Annotated in this window: 15 protein-coding genes; 3 read left to right on the top strand and 12 right to left on the bottom strand. The window is 53.6% G+C overall.

Going from position 1 to position 19,639, the window contains the following annotated elements; translation table 11 throughout:
* Position 1 precedes the first annotated feature (1 nt).
* A complete protein-coding gene (locus ABA45_RS03850) occupies positions 2-1,666 on the bottom strand; it encodes an NAD+ synthase (protein WP_048384395.1) in 1,665 nt (554 codons plus the stop codon).
* Between the two features lie 153 nt (positions 1,667-1,819).
* Here ABA45_RS03850 and ABA45_RS03845 point away from each other — a divergent pair, with 153 nt between their 5' ends.
* From ABA45_RS03845 to ABA45_RS18240, 3 genes are all read left to right on the top strand, one after another.
* Positions 1,820-3,490 (top strand): sensor histidine kinase, encoded by a 1,671-nt coding sequence (locus ABA45_RS03845; RefSeq protein ID WP_048384394.1) that lies wholly within the window; start codon positions 1,820-1,822, stop codon positions 3,488-3,490.
* Between the two features lie 8 nt (positions 3,491-3,498).
* Entirely contained in the window at positions 3,499-4,884 is a 1,386-nt protein-coding gene (locus ABA45_RS03840; protein WP_048384393.1) for a sigma-54-dependent transcriptional regulator, read from the top strand.
* A 75-nt stretch (positions 4,885-4,959) separates the two neighbouring features.
* A complete protein-coding gene (locus ABA45_RS18240) occupies positions 4,960-5,520 on the top strand; it encodes a GspH/FimT family pseudopilin (protein WP_053076119.1) in 561 nt (186 codons plus the stop codon).
* 28 nt (positions 5,521-5,548) lie between these two features.
* On the opposite strand, the gene ABA45_RS19220 is transcribed toward ABA45_RS18240, so the two are convergent.
* From ABA45_RS19220 to ribF, 11 genes are all read right to left on the bottom strand, one after another.
* Positions 5,549-6,019 (bottom strand): type IV pilin protein, encoded by a 471-nt coding sequence (locus ABA45_RS19220; protein ID WP_053076118.1) that lies wholly within the window; start codon positions 6,017-6,019, stop codon positions 5,549-5,551.
* The gene (locus tag ABA45_RS03825; protein ID WP_048384392.1) at positions 6,019-11,145 is read right to left on the bottom strand and encodes a pilus assembly protein; all 5,127 of its coding nucleotides are present in this window, start codon (positions 11,143-11,145) and stop codon (positions 6,019-6,021) included. Before ABA45_RS03825 ends, ABA45_RS19220 begins: the two co-directional genes overlap by 1 nt.
* Positions 11,146-11,181: 36 nt before the next feature.
* Positions 11,182-11,739, bottom strand: coding sequence for a pilus assembly PilX family protein (locus ABA45_RS18235; protein ID WP_053076116.1), 558 nt, complete (start codon positions 11,737-11,739; stop codon positions 11,182-11,184).
* A 17-nt stretch (positions 11,740-11,756) separates the two neighbouring features.
* Positions 11,757-12,554, bottom strand: coding sequence for a PilW family protein (locus tag ABA45_RS03815; protein ID WP_048384391.1), 798 nt, complete (start codon positions 12,552-12,554; stop codon positions 11,757-11,759).
* Positions 12,555-12,558: 4 nt separating this feature from the next.
* Complete coding sequence (pilV, locus tag ABA45_RS03810; protein ID WP_053076115.1) at positions 12,559-13,098, bottom strand: type IV pilus modification protein PilV; 540 nt, start codon at positions 13,096-13,098, stop codon at positions 12,559-12,561.
* On the bottom strand, positions 13,095-13,637 hold the full coding sequence (locus ABA45_RS18230) for a GspH/FimT family pseudopilin (RefSeq protein WP_053076114.1): 543 nt from the start codon (positions 13,635-13,637) through the stop codon (positions 13,095-13,097). The genes pilV and ABA45_RS18230 overlap by 4 nt, the downstream gene beginning before the upstream one ends.
* 190 nt (positions 13,638-13,827) lie before the next feature.
* Positions 13,828-14,778, bottom strand: coding sequence for a 4-hydroxy-3-methylbut-2-enyl diphosphate reductase (ispH, locus tag ABA45_RS03800; RefSeq protein ID WP_048384390.1), 951 nt, complete (start codon positions 14,776-14,778; stop codon positions 13,828-13,830).
* 14 nt (positions 14,779-14,792) lie between these two features.
* A complete protein-coding gene (locus tag ABA45_RS03795) occupies positions 14,793-15,245 on the bottom strand; it encodes an FKBP-type peptidyl-prolyl cis-trans isomerase (RefSeq protein WP_048384389.1) in 453 nt (150 codons plus the stop codon).
* Positions 15,246-15,250: 5 nt separating this feature from the next.
* Positions 15,251-15,781, bottom strand: coding sequence for a signal peptidase II (lspA, locus tag ABA45_RS03790; protein WP_048384388.1), 531 nt, complete (start codon positions 15,779-15,781; stop codon positions 15,251-15,253).
* A complete protein-coding gene (gene ileS / locus ABA45_RS03785; RefSeq protein WP_048384387.1) occupies positions 15,781-18,600 on the bottom strand; it encodes an isoleucine--tRNA ligase in 2,820 nt (939 codons plus the stop codon). The genes lspA and ileS overlap by 1 nt, the downstream gene beginning before the upstream one ends.
* A 34-nt stretch (positions 18,601-18,634) precedes the next feature.
* Entirely contained in the window at positions 18,635-19,615 is a 981-nt protein-coding gene (gene ribF, locus ABA45_RS03780) for a bifunctional riboflavin kinase/FAD synthetase (RefSeq protein WP_048384386.1), read from the bottom strand.
* Positions 19,616-19,639 lie beyond the last annotated feature (24 nt).

Raw genomic sequence — 19,639 nt, 5'->3', positions numbered from 1 at the left:
TTTATACGCCGCTTTTCCAAGCGTTGGTGATGGGATAACGGCGGTCTTTACCGAAGCCCCGCTCTGAAATCCGCATACCGATTGGCGCCTGCCGGCGCTTGTATTCGTTGATATCCACCAGACGAATCACCCGCTCTACGTCCGCGCGATCAAAGCCTGCGGCAATAATCACTTCGGCGCTTTCATCCTGTTCGACATAGCGCTGCAAAATGGCATCCAGAACGTCATAACCTGGCAGGTTGTCGTCATCTTTCTGGTCTGGCGCCAGCTCAGCCGACGGCGGCCGTGTAATCACCCGTTCGGGTATAACCGGCGCCACCGTATTACGATAACGCGACAGCTCAAACACTTGGGTTTTAGTAACATCTTTGAGCACATCAAAGCCGCCGGCCATATCGCCATAAAGAGTAGAGTAGCCGACCGCCATCTCGCTTTTGTTGCCCGTGGTCAGCACCAAAGAGCCAAATTTATTCGACAGCGACATCAGCAAAACACCCCGCAGGCGAGCCTGAAGATTTTCCTCGGTGGTGTCTACGATGGTGCCGGTGAAGGGCTCGGCCAAGGTTGTCATGAAGGCATCATACATGGGTTCGATTGAGAACACATCGTAGTGCACGCCCATAGTGCTGGCTTGGGCCTCTGCGTCTTGCAGGCTAATATCCGAGGTGTAGCGAAACGGCATCATCACCGCCCGCACCTGCGCATTGCCCAGCGCGTCCACTGCTATGGCCAACGTCAGCGCCGAGTCGATACCCCCTGACAAACCCAATACCACAGACTTGAAGCCATTTTTCCCGACATAATCCCGAACACCCATCACCAACGCTTGATAAACCGCCGCGCTTGCGGACAGCGGCGGTGATAATGGTTGAGTAACCGGCTGGCAGGTTTCTCCACATTCAAAGTCTACTATGAACAGGCCCTGTTCAAACTGCGGTGCTTCTGCAGCAATCTCGCCTTTGCCATCGGCCACCAGCGAGCCACCATCAAACACCAACTCGTCCTGAGCGCCAACCAGGTTGACGTACACAATAGGCACACCAGCGGCTTTGGCCTTACGTTGAACCAGAGCTTTACGCCGTAGCTGCTTGCCCTGGGAGTACGGCGACGCATTCAGATTCAGCACCAGTTTTGCGCCAGCTGCTGCGGCAGTCTCAACCGGACCCTCTGCCCACAAGTCTTCGCACACCGTAATACCGACATCAACGCCCCGCAAACTGACAACCAATGATTCAAACCCACTGGCGAAATAGCGTTTTTCATCAAAAACCTGATAGTTAGGCGGGCACTGTTTGAAATAACGATGGCTAATCTTGCCGTTTTCCATCACCAGCGCAGCATTATAGAGTTTGCCGTCTTCACGCACCGGTGCACCAAACACCACAACCGGTGCCAACCCTGCCCCGCAGATTTCATCGATTGCCGCTTGTACGCGAATGTCCAGGCTTGGCCGCAGCAACAAATCCTCTGGTGGATAGCCGGTCAGCGCCAACTCGGGGAATACCACAATGTCAGCCCGGTGCTGGTCATCGGCTTGCCTTACCGCCGCAACAATCCGCTGGGCGTTGCCCGGTATGTCACCGACCAAAAAATCCTGTTGAACCATCACCAAGCGCAAAGGGCCCGTTGTTTGTGGGGATCGGGGCTGGTCCGCTGTTAACGACATAGGTCGGTTCCTGTTACTGATGCCTTAAAAAAGGCTATTATAAATACGCAGCCGCGCCAAGTCTGCGGCAGCGCCCTTAGTGGGCGTAAGCGTCGACACCACCACTACTACTGGCAGCTAAATGCTGCCTCCACCGTGTATATGGCACACTTTATGACAGCGTCTTCCACGCTTTCCAAAACGACGGCACCAGTGGCCAGTGCCGGCGACTTGCTGAGCACACGCCAGCGCGGCGAGCTGTTTCGGGTTTATAACTACTATCGTCTGGTGCTGGGCATATTGCTTATCGGGCTACTGCTGGTGGATACCACCAGTTTTGACGGCCGCTTCCGCCAACTGGACTACTTTCAGGCAGGGGTAATCTCCTATCTGGCCGTAAACGCCTTTATAGCCGTGTTAATGCTTACCGGTTTCCAGCCCAGTGAGCGCAACATCAGCGTCTCCATTTTGCTGGATATACTGATTATTCATGGCCTGCTGGTCAGCAGTTCCGGCATCACCAATGGCATGGCAAACCTGGTGATCGTGTCAGTCGCCGCTGGCAACATCATGACGCCAGGGCGCATGGGTACATTTTACGCTGCCTTAGCCACTCTCAGTTCACTGGCCATTGCACTTTGGGCCATGCTGGAACAGGGCAAAAGCGCCGATGACGTAGTAAGTGCCGGGTCATTGGGTATTGTTTATTTTGTGACTGCCGCTGCATTGCAATACATCGCCATCCGCCTGCGCCGCAGCGAAACTCTTGCCAACAGTCGTGCCCGTAGCCTCGCCGAGCTGGAGCAGATTAACCAACAAATCATTCAGCGCATGCGCACCGGTATACTGGTGTTAGACCGTGAAGGCCAGGTTCGCCTAATGAACACCGCTGCCAGCGAGATGCTGGCAGGGTATACGTTTTCTGCGCAGTCAGCAGAAATCGAGAAAACAACGGGCGCGCACTTTCTGCCCGCAAGCCTGCTAACCGGATTCAAAAGCTGGCTGCTGCATCCGCAACAAATCATCGCGCCGTTTCAGCCCACAATCACGTCGCCGCCCATCCAAGCCACGTTTGCGCACCTGGACCAAAACAGCGGGGAGCTGGTGTTGGTGTTTCTAGAAGATATCAGCCGCGTAACCCAGCAGGCGCAACAGATAAAACTGGCCTCACTAGGCCAGTTAACGGCCAGCATCGCCCATGAAATTCGCAACCCGCTGGGTGCAATCAGCCACGCAGCGCAGCTTTTGGACGAGTCGCCGAATATGGATAACACAGACCAAAAGATGCTGGCGATTATTCATCGCCACTCAAAACGTGTGAACGCCATTATAGAGAATGTGCTGGGTGTATCTCGCCGTGAAGCCTCAGCCGCCGAGCTAATTGACCTACAGCCCTGGTTAGAACAGTTTCGTGACGGTTTCGTGCAATCCCGCAGTCCACATAAATCCGTGCTTATCCGCCTTAGCGTTCAGCCTGACACTCACCCCTCAGCACGTTTCGACACCAGCCAGTTGGAACAAATTCTTATCAACCTATGCGACAATGGCCTACGCTTCAGTCAATTGCATTGTGGCGAGGCTAAAATAGAAATAATCACCGGAATCGCCGCTGACGGTGCCTGCGCTTTTATTGATATCAAGGATTACGGCCCGGGAATTGCCAAAGAAAACACGTCGTCTGTATTCGAACCGTTTTTTACAACCGACAAAAGCGGCACCGGACTGGGCCTTTATCTGGCAAAAGAATTGTGTGAGGCGAATCAGGCCCACCTGTCGTTGATTAACACCAAACGTCCAGGTTGCTGCTTTCGCATTATGTTTGCGCACCCCGGGCGTATCATCTGAAGGACCATATGACCAAACTTACCGCGCTGATCGTGGACGACGAACCCGACATCCGTGACCTGCTAGAGATCACTCTCAGTCGCATGGGCCTGAACACAGTCACTGCGGGCACTCTAGCCGAGGGCATCGCGGGCATGCAAAAGCACACGCCAAATGTGTGCCTGACCGATATGAACCTGCCAGATGGCAAAGGCATAGAGCTGGTGCAATGGATTCAGCAGCATGCGCCCAACACGCCAGTCGCCGTTATAACCGCCTACGGCAGTATGGACACCGCTATTGAGTCCTTGAAAGCAGGTGCTTTTGATTTTGTGTCAAAGCCCGTTGAATTACCGCGGCTTCGAGAGCTAGTCAACACCGCCCTGAAACTGGCCCAAAACCCGGAGCCTGCTCAGGAAGACAATAGCGACCATGGCTTGCTGCTGGGCAATTCCGCCCAGATTCATACGTTACGCAATCAGGCCCGCAAACTTGCCCGCAGCCAGGCGCCGGTCTTTATTCAAGGCGAATCCGGCAGCGGTAAAGAACTGGTCGCGCGCACCATTCACCAGCAGGGCCCCAGATGTGACGGGCCGTTCATAGCTGTGAACTGTGGTGCCATTCCTTCTGAGCTAATGGAAAGCGAATTTTTCGGCCACAAAAAAGGCAGCTTTACCGGAGCCGTCGATAACAAAGCAGGCCTGTTTCAAAGCGCCAGGGGCGGCACTCTGTTTCTGGATGAAATCGCTGACCTGCCATTGCCCATGCAGGTAAAACTTCTGCGGGCCATTCAGGAAAAAGCCGTACGCCCTGTGGGCGACAGCCACGAAGTGCCGGTGGATATTCGCGTGCTTAGCGCCACCCATAAAGACCTTCCGGGGCTGGTGCAGAATGGCCTGTTCCGACAGGACCTGTTCTATCGCATTAACGTGATTGAAATTCGCGTGCCGCCCCTGCGTGAACGCAGCGGCGACATAGCGCTGCTGGCCCGGCACATCCTGCAGCGCATTGCTCGCGAATACGAGTGCACTCCTATCGCTCTTTCCGACGCCGCCATCGACTATTTAAAGGGCTACCATTTTCCCGGTAATGTGCGCGAACTTGAAAACATACTAGAGCGGGCGTTTACCCTTTGCGACAGTGACGTTATTGATAGCAGCGACCTTCAGCTGGGCAGCTCTAGCAGCCATATTGATCCGTCTTGGCTAGCACCTACGGGCGAGGTAATGGCAACGGAGGATATCAAACTATCGGAGCAGGGCCTGGACCTTGAGGGATATCTGGAAGGCATAGAGCGCAAAGCTATTGAGCAGGCGCTTGAGGCAACGCGCTGGAATAAGACGGCGGCGGCGAAAAAGCTGGGGATTAGTTTTCGGGCGTTGCGGTATAAGTTGAAGAAGTTGGGACTGGATTAACAAAACACACTGCCGGATACGGTAATCTGAGATTGCTCAGGACGAGCATCTAAAAATCCAAAAAGGACTTTAACCGTGAGATACCCAACTTACAGTGAAGGGTTTACCCTGCCAGAGCTGATGGTCTGCGTTGCCATAACCAGTATTTTGCTCAGTTTTACCCTACCCACCTTTGATCAACTAGCCCGCTCCAACAAAGCAGACCAGGTTCGTAACGATCTGCTGACACTGTTTAACTTCGCACGACTTGAAGCCATCCATCAGCAACAACTCATTACCGTTTGTCCTTTAGACAACTCGGATATGTGCCATAACGACTGGAGTGGCTCTATCACGGCTTTTATAGACAACAATAAAAATGGTCAATTAGATAGCCATGAACTGACATTGCGCCGTATCGACGTCGACCTCGGCCAGTGGAAGCTGACCAAGCGCCCCGCCAGCCGTGCCCATTTTCAGTTTGACACCATCGGCACGGCTCATGGGACAGCTGGCTCTGTAGAGTTTTGTCATCCACTTTTCACCGAAGGCGGACGAGCTCTTGTAATTTCATTTGCTGGACGCATCCGCACGTCCGCGGATTTCAACGGCGACGGTATCGAAGAGCGATCCCCTGGAACACCCATCAGCTGTTAGCTGTTAGCTGTTAGCTGAGCAACATACATCACCAACAATCACTGACAGCGGTACCGCCCTTATTTGCAGATTTTTGGCCAGTATTGTCTATACTCAGCGTGCCACACTTGTCTTGTACCTGTGCTCCACTGGGCGCTGCGCTCAGTGCGTACGAGTTTTTCGCGGCGGCGCTGATAGTCAGGGTGTAGAAGTCCACGCTCGAGCTTCGCAAAATTGCAGCGCTTGGTGCACCTGTATCCGCTGGGCCTGTAGCCTGCCCTTCGTAGCTAAAATTGCGAGCATAAGCCGCCTCCATTGCCTGGGCCATTTCAGTCAACGCGGCCTGCGCATCAACGCGTCGCGCTTTTTGTACATAGCTCTGATAAGAGGGAATGGCGATAGCGGCAAGAATGCCGATTATCGCCACGACAATCATAACCTCGATCAAAGTAAAGCCTTTCTGTCTGGTTCCATCTCGGAACCAGGCAGTCTGACCATTGAAAACGTGTTTCTGATCCATCAGTTAACCTCACGCCAATTTTGTCGTCCTTGCGAGTATGGGCTGGACGACTCCCGTATGGATTCAACAGTAGCCTTAGACGTACCGGTGAACTTAAGCTCGCTGCAGACTCCGTTCGGGCATTCAGGATCATCAAGTATCGCCGGCGGAGTCGGAATGCCGGACCCACCTTCAAGGCCACCTGCTTTGCGAATACCACTGGTTGGCAATGGGGCACTGTCGGTGTCGCCGTCGAAATCAACCAAGTCTGCATCGTTGAAGACGCCGTCGTCATTTACATCGAACGGGGACTGCGGCAGCCGGGCGCCACTGATCGCACTCACTTCCATTAACCAGCCAGACCCGCCTGCAGCGCATTGGTCAAGGCTTGGAATCAGCGTTGTGAAGATAATCCTGTCATTTCGGATGATCGGCGCAAAAACGACGCGCTCTCCTGCGTTGTCGGGAGTTTCGACTCCGGTGTTGATCAGGTCCATGAACCAGCCACGATAGGCTGGCAGCGTTGAAGCTCCACTAACCACTTCCTCCCAGCGAATTTCATTATCCGTCGTCAAGCGGAAGTCAAAATCTTCGTTACTCGCTTCACCAATAATTGACTGTTGCAAAAGATCTGAACGACCCGAAACCTGAGTCCCATCATCCCATATAGCAAAGAATCCCTGAGTGTTCTGGCCGCTTGGATTATTGTCTCCTGACTCCAGATATTTACCAGTGCCGAAGTACACAATGACGTCATCTGGCGCTATAGAGAAGTCTGGGTGGGAACCCACACTAGGTCTAGACGTAATCGATAACGCATTACCATTACTGTCCTTCGCCACAAACAATGGCTCCGGACCATCAGTGGACTCAAATGATACTCCCCAGTTAGCCTTATCGGCACTGGACACGTCAAACTTCCACAGGTTGCCGAACAAATCGCCGGCATAAATGGTGTCGGCAATATAGTCACCGTCTTCATCGATGACCGCGGGCGACGCAAGACCATTCGGCCGTGACAGGCCCTGCGGATCGTCTTCGGTGCCAGCTGCGGTGTCGAGCTTGCTGATCAGCGCGCCTGTCTCAATATTTACGACGTAGAGAACAGCGTTGCCCGTAATGCTGGAAATACCGTCATTTTCGGTATTGTTATAACCATTGCTAAAAATAGCCGCCCATTCACCGTTGTTCATACGAACGATAACCGGGTCGCCGTAGCTATAACCCATATCGCGATCGTCCGCATCCGAGAACTCCCAGAGCACGAGGTCACTGGCATTAGCTTCATCGAAGCTCGGATAACCTGTGACGGTGCCTTTCGGGTTGGTGATGTCCAGCGCGAACAGGCCTTGACCACCTTTCCCAAGCGCCCCAACCAGCACAGTGTGCCAATTGTTATTGAAGAAAACGTCACCGTAAGTTGACGGCCCGTCAACGTAATACTGGTGACTGTAATTGGGATCAGATAGCGCATTCAAGTTGTCTGTAACCAGCGATGGCAAGTAAGCAAGCAACTCTTCACCGCCATCTGTGCGGATCGGTCCAGCATTGGTGTCACTATTGTTCGCGTATGCATTGATGGCATGAAAAAGCCCGTCGTTGGCACCAAAGTACAGAACAGGCTCGCGATCTTTGAATGCCTGGCGGAAATCCGAATAGGGTTTGCTGTTCTCTAAAGCCGAAGCGCCCCAGTTGTCCGGATAGAAAAAACCAGGCTCCGGCACAAACAGCGGGTCCGAGTTGACGATATCGCCCAAAACGGTCTCTCGCTCGCGAAACTCCAATTTGGTTTCTGAGCCCACATTCGCGCCCTCTTCGCTCTGATCACCGCGAATAAAGTTGAGCAGCGACTTACCATAATCGTCAGCATTGGAAGTTACACCGCTTCGCAGTGCATCAACCTGTGCTTGGCTGATATCGGTTGACGCAAGTGCGTCCGGGTCAACAGGCCAGGTGAAGGCAACACCGACCCCTTCCGCCGGGTTGTAGGTCACAACTTCACGATTGGCTAAAAAACCATTAACTGGCGACAACTGATTTTTCAAAACGTCCGCAAATTTCCAAACTTCCGTTCCAAGCCCATTGCCTTCAACTGGGTAAGCAAGGACATCACCTGACCAGTCGTCAGCATTGAAAACGGCCTGGAACAAAAGGGTATTCGTATTCAACGCACCGGAGTTGACGGTAACTGTTGATGCTGATCCTTCCTGCGCCAGGATAAGATCAAACGCCGTACTCAACTGTTCTTTCAGGCCCAGCGCGTTGGTCACCTGAAAATAATTGTCGGGAACGCCATCCGGGGTGTTTGCCTGAGTAATGTTGTCCTTGCTGTCCCACTCTTCTGTCAGGTCGGGAATGTTATTATCGTTCTTGTCAATGAACCCCCCCCATTTCGCAGCGAAGTAGAGCGGATCTTTAAGCAGAGTTGCCGCGGCAGCGCCACTAGGCGTAAAGACACGCGTGCTTGAGAGGGTTAATTTCGCAGTGCCTCTAGGTGCCCCCGGGTCGGCTCTTTCCGCAGGGGTATCCAAATAGTACGTCGGCACTCTACCGTTTCTGTCATGAACAACCAGATAAATACCATCCTTGGAAGTACCTGAAACAACATATCCCATATGCTGATCGATACCGCCAGCGGCATAGAGTGAGTCGACCTTAACGGTCACCGTGCCATCATTATTCAAGTCATACTGATACCGCGCGATCGCATCCATATCATGGTCGGCGCCCTGCTCTACGTCCTCAAAGTTAATCAGGAAGCTGCCGGAGGTTGGGGTAATACTCTCCACGTAAAAATCAACAATGGTATTAGTTGGCTGGAACTGTCCCTCAGCCCCATTAATACCAGCGCCACCGGGCGATTTCGCAAAAGGAACCAATGAAACCGAGTTGCCACCCAACAGCGGAATGTTGATGCGCGGCAGTGGCGATGCTAGAGCAACCGCATAAGTATTTATGTTTGTCGGATCACTTTCCGTGCCTCTGTTTGGGAACAGATCCGTGAGCCAGCCATAATAACTGATCGCAGCCGAATAATAGCTGCCAAGCTTGGTCGGCTCCTCGGGCGCGAGCCCGCGAATCGTTGCTAGGCTTACAACATTTTTTGCTGACGGTGCATTGTCCGCAACTGCATCATCACCCACTCCAGATTGTCCAATGTAGTGAAGGCCTGGAACGTCAGATTCGTTAGCGGTGATGGTATCGGACAGTGTCGTCACGTTCAGCCCGGTCACATCACCCGTAAAGGTCGAAAAAGAAGAGCCGGGAACTGTGTCCGAGTCATAGCTGACGTTTACGTCAGACACCACCATTATATTCGGTGCCGCGCAATAGGGCTGGCCATTGGTCGGGTCGTAAGGATTTACCCAGTCGGGCTTCGGCAACCCGAGCACAGCGTCATTGTTGCCTGTGGCACCGATGTCAAACTCGGCTGTTGGACTTGTTTTGCCCGAAAAATAACGTACTGACTCGTACATCATTTCTGCAATAGGGTTGCCCCACATTTCGCATTCGCCGTTTGCGAGCGCCCTGTTGGTAATAAAACCACACTGATATTGATAATTAGAGGTCTGAAAATTTACAGTCCGCAACTTACTCAGAGTGGAAACGATACCGTTGACATCTGTAAAGGTGCCGTCATCACTGTTCACTTCGTCCTGAAAGGAGCTGATGTTCTTGCGTAAAACACCGCCTTGAAGATTGTTCTCATACGACCCCGTCAGCAGCCCAAACAAGATGCTGTTGTTCTCACCATAATCATGCAGCAGTCCAGTGGGCTTATAACTGGTGTTGGTATCATCACTGTAGGCTTTGCAGTTGTCTTCCAGCAGGCCGGCAGATCTACAGACTTCAACTCTCACAGCGTAGTCGGCAAAACTCGAGGAGACGCTATCGGTGTTGCGGTAAAGCACAAAACTGTCGCCACCGGTCTGTTCATGATGCCGGAACATCACTTGGTAGGTGCCGGCATCCAGTGAATAATTTTCAGAATAATCACCCTTGCAGCTATCCGCTGTACATGCGCCGTGGCCTCCGTACCAACCCAAAGGGGTATAGTCTGTGCCACCAGGCGATGTGATGGTGAAGTCTACTGCGTCATCACCATTGACAGCGAATTCATACTGCCCGGTTTCCGGAATCACCATTTCTCCGCGTACCACGGAGATGTAATTATCCCGATTTCCTAAACCACCCTGAATGGTTGACAAACTCTGAGTGGAGCCAACCTGCTGGCCGGGCTTCTCATTGTTACTAAGCAGGGTATCGAATTGGGAAGCGCTTGTAGTTGAGTTGGTACTGGACGGCACATCGTAGTAGCTGACTACAAGATTCTGGAACAACGCACTTTCAGCAATTATCCAACTACCGCCACCTGCCGACGTTTCACAACTAACTCGGGGACCACCAATGCCGGCAACGCAGTCATTTCCAAGTACAGGCCGCTCAATAGATGCCCACTCCCAAGGGCGGAAAACCGTGTTCGGGAGAACCCGCAGTAAAGGATCACCGCCCACCGAGTAAGAAACATTGCCAAATAGATGTCCACGACCCAAAGGCGGCATGCTCAGCGGTGTATAATCGTCGATGTTGTAACCGTCGACACCCTGGCTACGATACTCTTTAGCCCATGTATGGGCGTCTTGGGGAATGTGGGTACGTTCAAGAACGGTCTTGGAGTTGGTGTCTGTGGAGCGAAAGCCGCCGAAGAACACTTTGCGCAGCGCATCAATACGCGCTGTGGATATGTAGTTCAGGAAGTCGCCACTCCAACTGCCCGTACTATTACTACAGGTTTTATTCTTAGCTGTTTTCTCAGTGTCTGACTTGATGCTCTTCGGAACAAAGATGCTGCTCTCGTAGTCGTAGCAAGCGTAGCTATTAAAGTAACCGTAATAGTCTATTTCTGGCTTGTAGCCCACATCGAGCACACCGTCGTTGTTCAAGTCTGATGCATCGTTGTAGGCTTCATAATAAAGTTTATGATCCTTTCCAACGTTAAGCATCAATAACGGGGGGGCGGTCGAGCCAAGAAAGAGAGGCTGACTGGCTAGATTCAGAGGCGCCGCCGCAGAAACAGGCACGTAACCGCTGGCCATCAACGTCATAGAAAACGCCGCGAGAAAATTAATTTTTCTTCTTAGGTTCATGTGCTTGCCCTCCCGAGCGCCACAATCTGCTGTAATCTATTGGGCTGAATTGTTATACACCTTGCGTGCATATATCGTCTGCACATGAACACTGGCACCGCCAGGGCCTTCACCACGGGCAGTAACGCGATAAAAACGGGTCACCGGTCTGATTGCGCCAAGGGTCAAATCAGCTATTTGCTGGCCCGCCCCATTGGTGTTCGATTCGATAGGCTGCTCCATCACATAGTTTTGTTTCGCACTGCGCCCACTATAATCTGTAACGTTTTCCGAGTTGGTTCCCGTTCCCCACCAAACTGCATCGGTAGACTGCCACCAGTTATCCGCCATAACCGCAGCTTGGAAGCCGGTGGTACTTGAGTCCGGCAATGACTTACCCGGTGCAATGGTCTCTGTGGCCACATTTAACGCGGTTTCGGCCGCGTCGAAGGCAATACTCCGGTCGCGGCTATTGGCCGTAATACGTGTATCCAGGGTGGTAATATCTACCGCACTCAAACCAATAATCGTCAGCAGTAACAGCATGACCAGACTGACCAATAGAACCGCGCCTGACTGGCGCCGTACGTTTACGACTGTCATGATTTTCTTCATTCACCTGTCTCCTGCCGTTACTGGCTGCGGAAGTTACGAAGGTACACGGAATCTCGCTGTACCTGACGAATACGATTGTCGCCCGATGCGGTAACGGTTTCACCATCCACAAGGTTATAAGTACGGGTGTCTTCTTGTCCGGCAGCGTTCTGATTCGAAGTGGTCAACAGCGCATAACGTAGGGATTTCACCGTACCCCAATCTATGGATGCCGCTGAAGGGCTGGCGTATTCGCGAATGCTGGTCTGATCACCCAAACCCAATTCGACTTGAAGATTCTCGACCCCGGTAATGAGTGGCTGGCGCGTAGGCGCTGGTAAAGCCGTAGCTGCAACACCCATAACATAACTTTCGCACATCAAGGATGGAACCTGTGTGCTGGCGCCCGCATCACCAATATAATATCTGTTTACCGCAATCTGTGTTTCATCCAATGACTCGCCCAAGCAGGTTGTCATGGAACCGTCCGCTGCGCCGTTAAAACGCACAACAATGGAATCTGTGCCATCCACGATATTACTGTTGGTGCTGTCATTATCTGCGACGGTAATAACTTCATTCTCCTCTAGTAACCCGCCAAGAACTGGAAACGCCCTAAACACCGTAGGGTCGTCCCAATATCCAGCATGACGCAGCGCCCTACCTAAAAAATGCCGCGCCACCCTTGCGTTTTCCTGCGCTTGAGATTGTGAAGTCACCACGGTGTAGGTCTGCTTGCTACTGATAAAGATGCGGATAACACCTAGTGTCAGGATCAGGCCGAGCGCCATTGCAATCATTAACTCAACCAGCGACAAACCGCGTTGTTTTATCATCGGATTACCTCAGGCGATAAGCGGTGAAATAACAGCCTTCGGAGCTGTTATCGGCTGCTGTACAAGTCGGGGCGGTGTACGTGCCACCACTACGAGCAGCATTCCAGGTGATTGCAATATTGTATTCTTCATCTATGGCATCCCACGATACATCAGCTGCGGCCGCCGGCGGCGCACCCACCGCCGTTGTTAGCGCTGAATGCCAGCGCCATAGATCCCAGGACGCCATTTCCGCAGAACTGCAAATACCTGCAGAACAGTCAGGCGTTGGTGCAACGGTCGCGATACTACCCGCATAAGCCCCGGTGTCGGCGGCCTGGTTATTGGCCATAATTCGGTTGATCAAGTCATCACTGTAACTTTGCGCTTCCTGCGCAAAGTGTGCGGTTGTCGTGTTCTTCAAGCTAAGAGACTGCAAGCCTGCAACGCCAAGCAAGCCAACCGCCAGAACCAGCACTGCAACCAAAACTTCAACCATAGTAACACCGGCCTGGCCGGCACCCGGTTTTCTGGTCAATTTGAAATCAGATGAAGTTTGTATCATGGGCAATTCGCATCTACTTCGGTGCCTGTGGACAGCGCACCTGTGGTAACGGAAACGATTAATGATCGTGCCTGCCCGTTTCCGGACGGATCGCAAAAACCGAAATATTTCTGCTCATTTAGACTGTCAGCGATACCCGTTGGCAAAAATCGAATGTAGGGGATGGCACTGGATGCACCACCGTGGGTGACGGTCACGTGTGCAGTATCCGGAGCCTGAAACACTCGCAGTAATTCATCAATGGACACCGTAGTGCCAGTCGCGTTGTTATCCGTCACCACAATCCAGCCATCCCCCCAGTCATTGGCGCCGGCGCAGGTAGCGCCATCAGCCGACGAGCATACGGACACAGCGCGGTTGCGGGCAACAGCTTCCCCTTTGGTGTATTGAATGGCCGAGAGCATACTGTCACGTGCGTCTGCCAGCCGGTTGCTGGTTATCACCGACTGAAATGACGGCAAAGCCACAGTGACAAGGATTACCAGAATCGCCACGGTAATCATTAACTCGATAAGCGTGAAACCGAATTGCCTGCGCATAAGCCCCATCCCTTTAAGTCAGCATAAATTTAAATAATGCGGAAGCAAATGTCAGCTCCTCTCCGATGAATGGACGGACACGCCCGACAAACGGCTTTTCGCACATACGAAACGCGGTGTTGTTCACATTGTGCAACACAAAGAGTGATTGCGAAGAGCCTGCCCAAGCAGACCCTTACAAAAGATGGGGTTAAACTTCGACGGTGAGTATTCTCAACTCTTTCGGCATAGAGAACACAATATTCTCCTCGCGCCCGGCAATCTCCACCGGCACTTCACCGCCCAGTTCCCGCAGGCGTGCGATTACGGCACTTACCAGTATTTCAGGGGCAGAAGCTCCAGCGGTTACGCCGATGGATTTTTTGCCGTCTAACCAAGCAGGGTCAATTTGTGCGGCTTCATCAATCAGATAGGCCGGTGTGCCCATGCGCTCAGCCAGCTCGCGCAAGCGGTTGGAATTGGAGCTATTGGGGGAGCCGACCACCAGCATCAAATCGCAGTCGTCGGCCATTTGTTTGACGGCGTCTTGGCGGTTTTGGGTGGCGTAGCAAATATCGTCTTTGCGCGGACCTTCAATCTTCGGAAATTTGGCGCGCAGGGCATCGATTACTCGGGCGGTATCATCCATAGACAAGGTGGTTTGGGTGACATAGGCCAGCTTTTCAGGATTTTTAACGTCCAGCTTTGCAACGTCGGCTTCGTTTTCCACCAGGTAAATATCGCCGCCGTTGGCGAAGTTGTACTGGCCCATGGTGCCTTCCACTTCCGGGTGGCCATGGTGGCCAATCAGTACGCATTCGCTGCCATCACGGCTGTAGCGCATGACTTCGATATGCACTTTGGTGACCAACGGGCAGGTAGCGTCGAAGACTTTCAAACCGCGGTCGGCGGCCTCTTTCTGCACCGCTTGGGACACGCCGTGGGCGCTGAAAATCACCAGCTTGTCGTCTGGCACTTCGCTCAGCTCTTCCACAAAGATGGCGCCGCGCTTGCGCAGTTTATCTACCACGGATTTGTTGTGCACCACTTCATGGCGTACATAAATAGGTGCACCAAACACATCCAGAGCGCGATTAACGATATCAATGGCGCGGTCGACGCCGGCGCAGAATCCACGGGGGTTTGCCAGACGAATTTGCATAAAGTTCCTGTAGGTCAGTGCGCAGGGCCTACCGGCTCTACGTCTATAATTTCTACGTCGAAGGTCAGTGTACGCCCAGACAACGGGTGGTTGAAGTCCACTTCTACCTCGTCGCCCTCTACCCGGCTGATGGTACCTGGTAGCTCTTGCTGACGCGCATCGGCAAAGGAGACCACCACGCCTGGCTCCAGCACCATGTCGGCACCGAACACATGGCGCTTCATCACCTGTAAGTTGTTGGGGTTGCGCTGGCCAAAGGCTTTCTCCGGTGGCACCTGATAGCTGGCTTTGTCACCAGCTTTCATGCCCATCAGATAGGCTTCAAAATTCTGTGGCAGATTTTCATCGCCAATATTCAGGACAGCCGGGGTTTTGTCGAAGGTGGTATCAACCACTTCGCCGCTGTCGAATTTCAGCGCAAAATGCAGGGTAACCCGAGTGCCTTTGTCTACAGGGAGTTCGTTCATAATAGTCAGTCGCCTTTTGTGCCCGCATCGGCGGGTTTGCGAAACGTGTCGAGTATTATCATGGCGGCGCCAACGGTGATGGCGGTGTCGGCCAAATTAAAGGCTGGAAAGTGCCAGTTCTGCCAATAAAAATGGAGGAAATCTACCACGTAACCGTGCACCACACGGTCGTACACATTACCCAAAGCGCCACCAAGAATCAGCGCGAAAGCAATGGCAGACCAGGTTTCATGGCGTTCCAGCTTTCTCAGCCATAGCACCAGCACTACGCTGACCACCAACGCCAGGATCACAAAGAACCAACGCTGCCAGCCTGCAGCACCGGCTAAAAAACTAAAGGCAGCACCGGTGTTATGCAGCAGCGTAAAGTTAAACAGCGGCATCACTGGTACCGGGCTGCCATAGCTGAGCATGGTGGTGGCCATTGCCTTGGTGCCCAGATCAAGAGCAATCACCAGCGCCGTCAGCCACAACCACCTCAGTTTGCCCGCACGGGGCTCCGCGCCATCGCCGGATTTTCCCATAGCAGACCCCATCAGGCGAAGGCGCGGGTTTCACCCGAGCCATACACGTTGGTAACACAGCGGCCGCACAAATCGGGGTGATCTGCGTGACTACCCACGTCGGCGCGGTGGTGCCAGCAGCGCTCGCACTTGGTATTGCTGGCGGGACGAACCTGAACCGACAGCCCTTCATAAACGGTTTGTTCGGCGTCAACCGCCTCGCTTCCCGGCTTCACGTCCGCTTCCGAGGTAATCAGCACAAAGCGCAACTCTTCGCCCAAGTGCTTTAGTTTCTCGGCCAACTCGCCATCGCAAAATAACGTCACTTCTGCACTCAAGGAACCCTTGATAACGCCTTGCTTGCGGGCGTCTTCCAGTCGTTTGTTCACCGCTTCTTTCACGGCAGAAATGTCGCGCCAGTAATCACGGCCCAGCTCCACGCTCTGCGGCATTTCGCTAAGGCCTTGGTACCAGGTTTCGTAGAATACGGTCTCGCCGCGCTCGCCCGGCAGGTGCTGCCAGATTTCATCGGCGGTAAAGCTTAAAATCGGCGCAATCCAACGTACCAGCGCTTCAGCCACATGGTAGAGCGCGGTCTGGCACGAACGCCGCGTCAGGCTATCGGCCTGGGTGGTGTACTGGCGATCTTTGATGATGTCGAGATAAAAGCCGCCCAGAGTGGATTCACAGAAGTTGTACACTTTCTGATAAATCTTCAGAAAGGCGTAGTTTTCATAGTCTTCGTGGATTTCGTTCTGCAATTGCAGGGTGCGATCTACCATCCAGCGGTCCAGCGCCATCATGTCGGCCGGGGCGACTGTGTGCTTGGCTGGATCGAAACCTGTCAGGTTGCTCATCAGGAAGCGCGCGGTGTTGCGGATGCGGCGATAACCGTCGGCACTTTGCCGCAGAATGTCTTTGGAGACCGTCATTTCGCCGCTGTAGTCGGTGGCCGCTACCCACAGGCGCAGAATGTCGGCGCCCAGGTCGTTAGTCACCTCTTGCGGCGCGATCACGTTGCCCAAGGATTTAGACATTTTGTAACCCTTGCCATCCACCGTAAAGCCGTGAGTGAGCACCTGCTTGTAAGGTGCCACGCCGTTGATGGCAATGGACGTTTTCAAAGACGATTGAAACCAGCCGCGGTGCTGGTCAGAACCTTCCAGGTACAAATCGGCCGGGAACTGGCCCAGCTCTTCGCGCACCCGCAATACCGATTCGTGGGTCACACCGGAATCAAACCACACGTCCAGGGTGTCCAACACTTTTTCGTAGTGATCGGCGTCGTCACCCAGAAGCTCGCGGGTATCCAGGTCGTACCAGGCATCAATGCCATCGACTTCGATAGCCTGAGCCACTTTTTCGATCAGGCTTTGGGTGTTCGGGTGCAGGTCTTGAGTTTCTTTGTGGATAAACAAAGTAATCGGCACACCCCAGGTGCGCTGGCGCGATACGCACCAGTCCGGCGACTGGCGCACCATGGCTTCGATGCGGTTCTGACCCCAGGTAGGCACCCAGCGAATGCCCTTAATCGCTTCCAGAGCGTCGGCGCGCAGGTTTTCCTTTTCCATACTGATAAACCACTGCGGTGTGGCACGGTAAATCAGCGGCGTTTTAGTGCGCCAGCAGTGGGGGAAGCTGTGGCGGAACTTTTCTTTGCGAACCAGTTTGCCTTCCCGGGTCAAAGCGTTGCAGACCGGGTCATCAGCCTTGTATACGTGCACGCCGGCGAACTCACCGGTAGCGCTGGTGTAGGTGCCATCGGCCTGAACCATATTTAGGGTGCCAATGCCGTAGGCTTTGCCCACTACAAAGTCTTCCACACCGTGGTCTGGCGCGGTGTGAACGGCGCCGGTACCTGCATCGGTAGAAACGTGATCGCCCAGAATCACCGGGACGTGTTTGTCATAAACCGGGTGTTGCAGCGCCAAATGCTCCAGCTGGGCACCGGTACATTGAGCCAACACTTGGTAACCGGCCACATCCCAGCGTGACATAACGCCATCTACCATAGCGCTGGCCAGAATCATTCGCTCCGGACCGGCGCCAACATCGGCTTGCACCAGCGAGTAATCCAGCTCGGCGCCCAATGAAACCGCCTGATTGGCAGGAATGGTCCAGGGCGTGGTTGTCCAGATAACGACGGACACGTCGCCTTCACCGGCGCTGGTATTGAACAGCGACAGGGCTTTGGCTTGATCCACTGCGGTAAAGCGCACGTCGATCTGGGTAGAGGTCTTGTCCTGATATTCTACTTCCGCTTCGGCCAGAGCCGACTGCCCTACCACGCTCCAGTAGACCGGTTTGTAACCGCGCACCAAGTGGCCCTTGTCTACAATTTTGCCCAGCGCACGCACAATGCCCGCTTCTACTTTCGGGTCCATGGTCAAGTAAGGCTTGTCCCACTCACCCATCACGCCCAAGCGGATAAAGTCGGCTTTCTGGCCGGCAATCTGCTTGGTGGCGTAATCACGGCAGGCCTGACGGAAGGTTTTATAATCCACTTTTACGCCGGCTTTACCGATTTTCTGCTCTACTTTGTGCTCGATAGGCAGGCCATGACAGTCCCAACCGGGCACGTAAGGCGCATCGAAGCCCATGAAGCCGCGGGACTTAACAATCATATCCTTCAGGATTTTATTTACCGCGTGCCCAATGTGAATGCTGCCGTTGGCGTAAGGAGGGCCATCGTGAAGAATGAACTTGTTACGCCCGGCGCGCTGTTCGCGCAAGTTGGCGTATACGTTCAGGTCCTGCCAGCGTTTGAGCATTTCAGGCTCGCGGTTGGCCAGGTTACCGCGCATGGGGAAAGCGGTTTCCGGCAGATTCAGAGTGTGCTTGTAATCGCTCATGATGGCTGTGCGTGCTCTATTGGGTCAGTTTAGGTCAGTCTTTTTTCGCAGTACGATTCGCAGTCAGGCTCTCAGCAAGCCAGCGCCGAGCGCTGCTAAAGTCTTTGGCAATCTGGGTTTTCAGGGCGCCCACCGATTCAAAGCGGACTTCATCACGCAGGCCTTGGCGGAAAGTAACGTCAAGCCTCTGGCCGTAAAGCATACCGGCGTAATCAAACAGGTGCACTTCCAGTGCCGGGTGTCTGCCGTCGACGGTCGGTCGCAAGCCAATATTGGCAATGCCGTCGTGCAGAGCGCCATCGGCCAACCTTACTTTTACCACGTAAACACCCTGCAAGGCGGGTATTTGGGCCAGGCGGATATTCGCCGTTGGCGCGCCAATCTCACGCCCCAGCTGGCGTCCATAAACAATGCGGCCAGCAATGTGATACTTCCACCCCAGCAAATGTTCGGCGCTATCCAACTGGTTATCAGCCAGCAGTTTACGGATGCGAGTGCTGCTAACCCGGTCGCCCTCGATCACCACTGTACGGGTGTTTTCAACCGTAAAGCCTGCGTCAGCGCCCACTTTCTCCAAAAAATTAAAATCACCGGAACGGTCACAACCAAAACGGAAGTCGTCTCCTACCACCAGATGCTTCACCGCCAGGCCCTGAATCAGCAGGCTATCCACAAAGCCCCAGGCCGAAAACTGGCGGAACTGCTCGTCGAAACGCAGGCACAGCACTGCATCAATACCCTGCGTTCGTAAAGCTTCCAATTTCTGGCGGAAACCGGTCAACCGCGGCGGCGCATCCACACCGCGAAAGAACTCCTGAGGCTGGGGCTCAAAAATCACCACTACCGAGGGCAAGTTATGCTTTGCAGCTTGTGTTTTTACCTGCTCCAAAATCGCCTGATGGCCGCGGTGCACCCCGTCAAAGTTGCCCACGGTAGCCACACAGCCGCGCGCCAGTGGGCCTTCGCCCGATTGCGACAGCGTTTTCAGGTTGGTCAGGCCGCGAATCAAGCGCATGCAAAGCAAACCTCTTTGCTAGTG

Origin of the sequence: Marinobacter psychrophilus (genome assembly GCF_001043175.1) — a bacterium.
In the GTDB taxonomy this organism is placed as follows: domain Bacteria; phylum Pseudomonadota; class Gammaproteobacteria; order Pseudomonadales; family Oleiphilaceae; genus Marinobacter; species Marinobacter psychrophilus.
The sequence above is the reverse complement of the archived record's forward strand: the minus strand, read 5'-3'. Positions and strand labels throughout refer to the sequence as shown.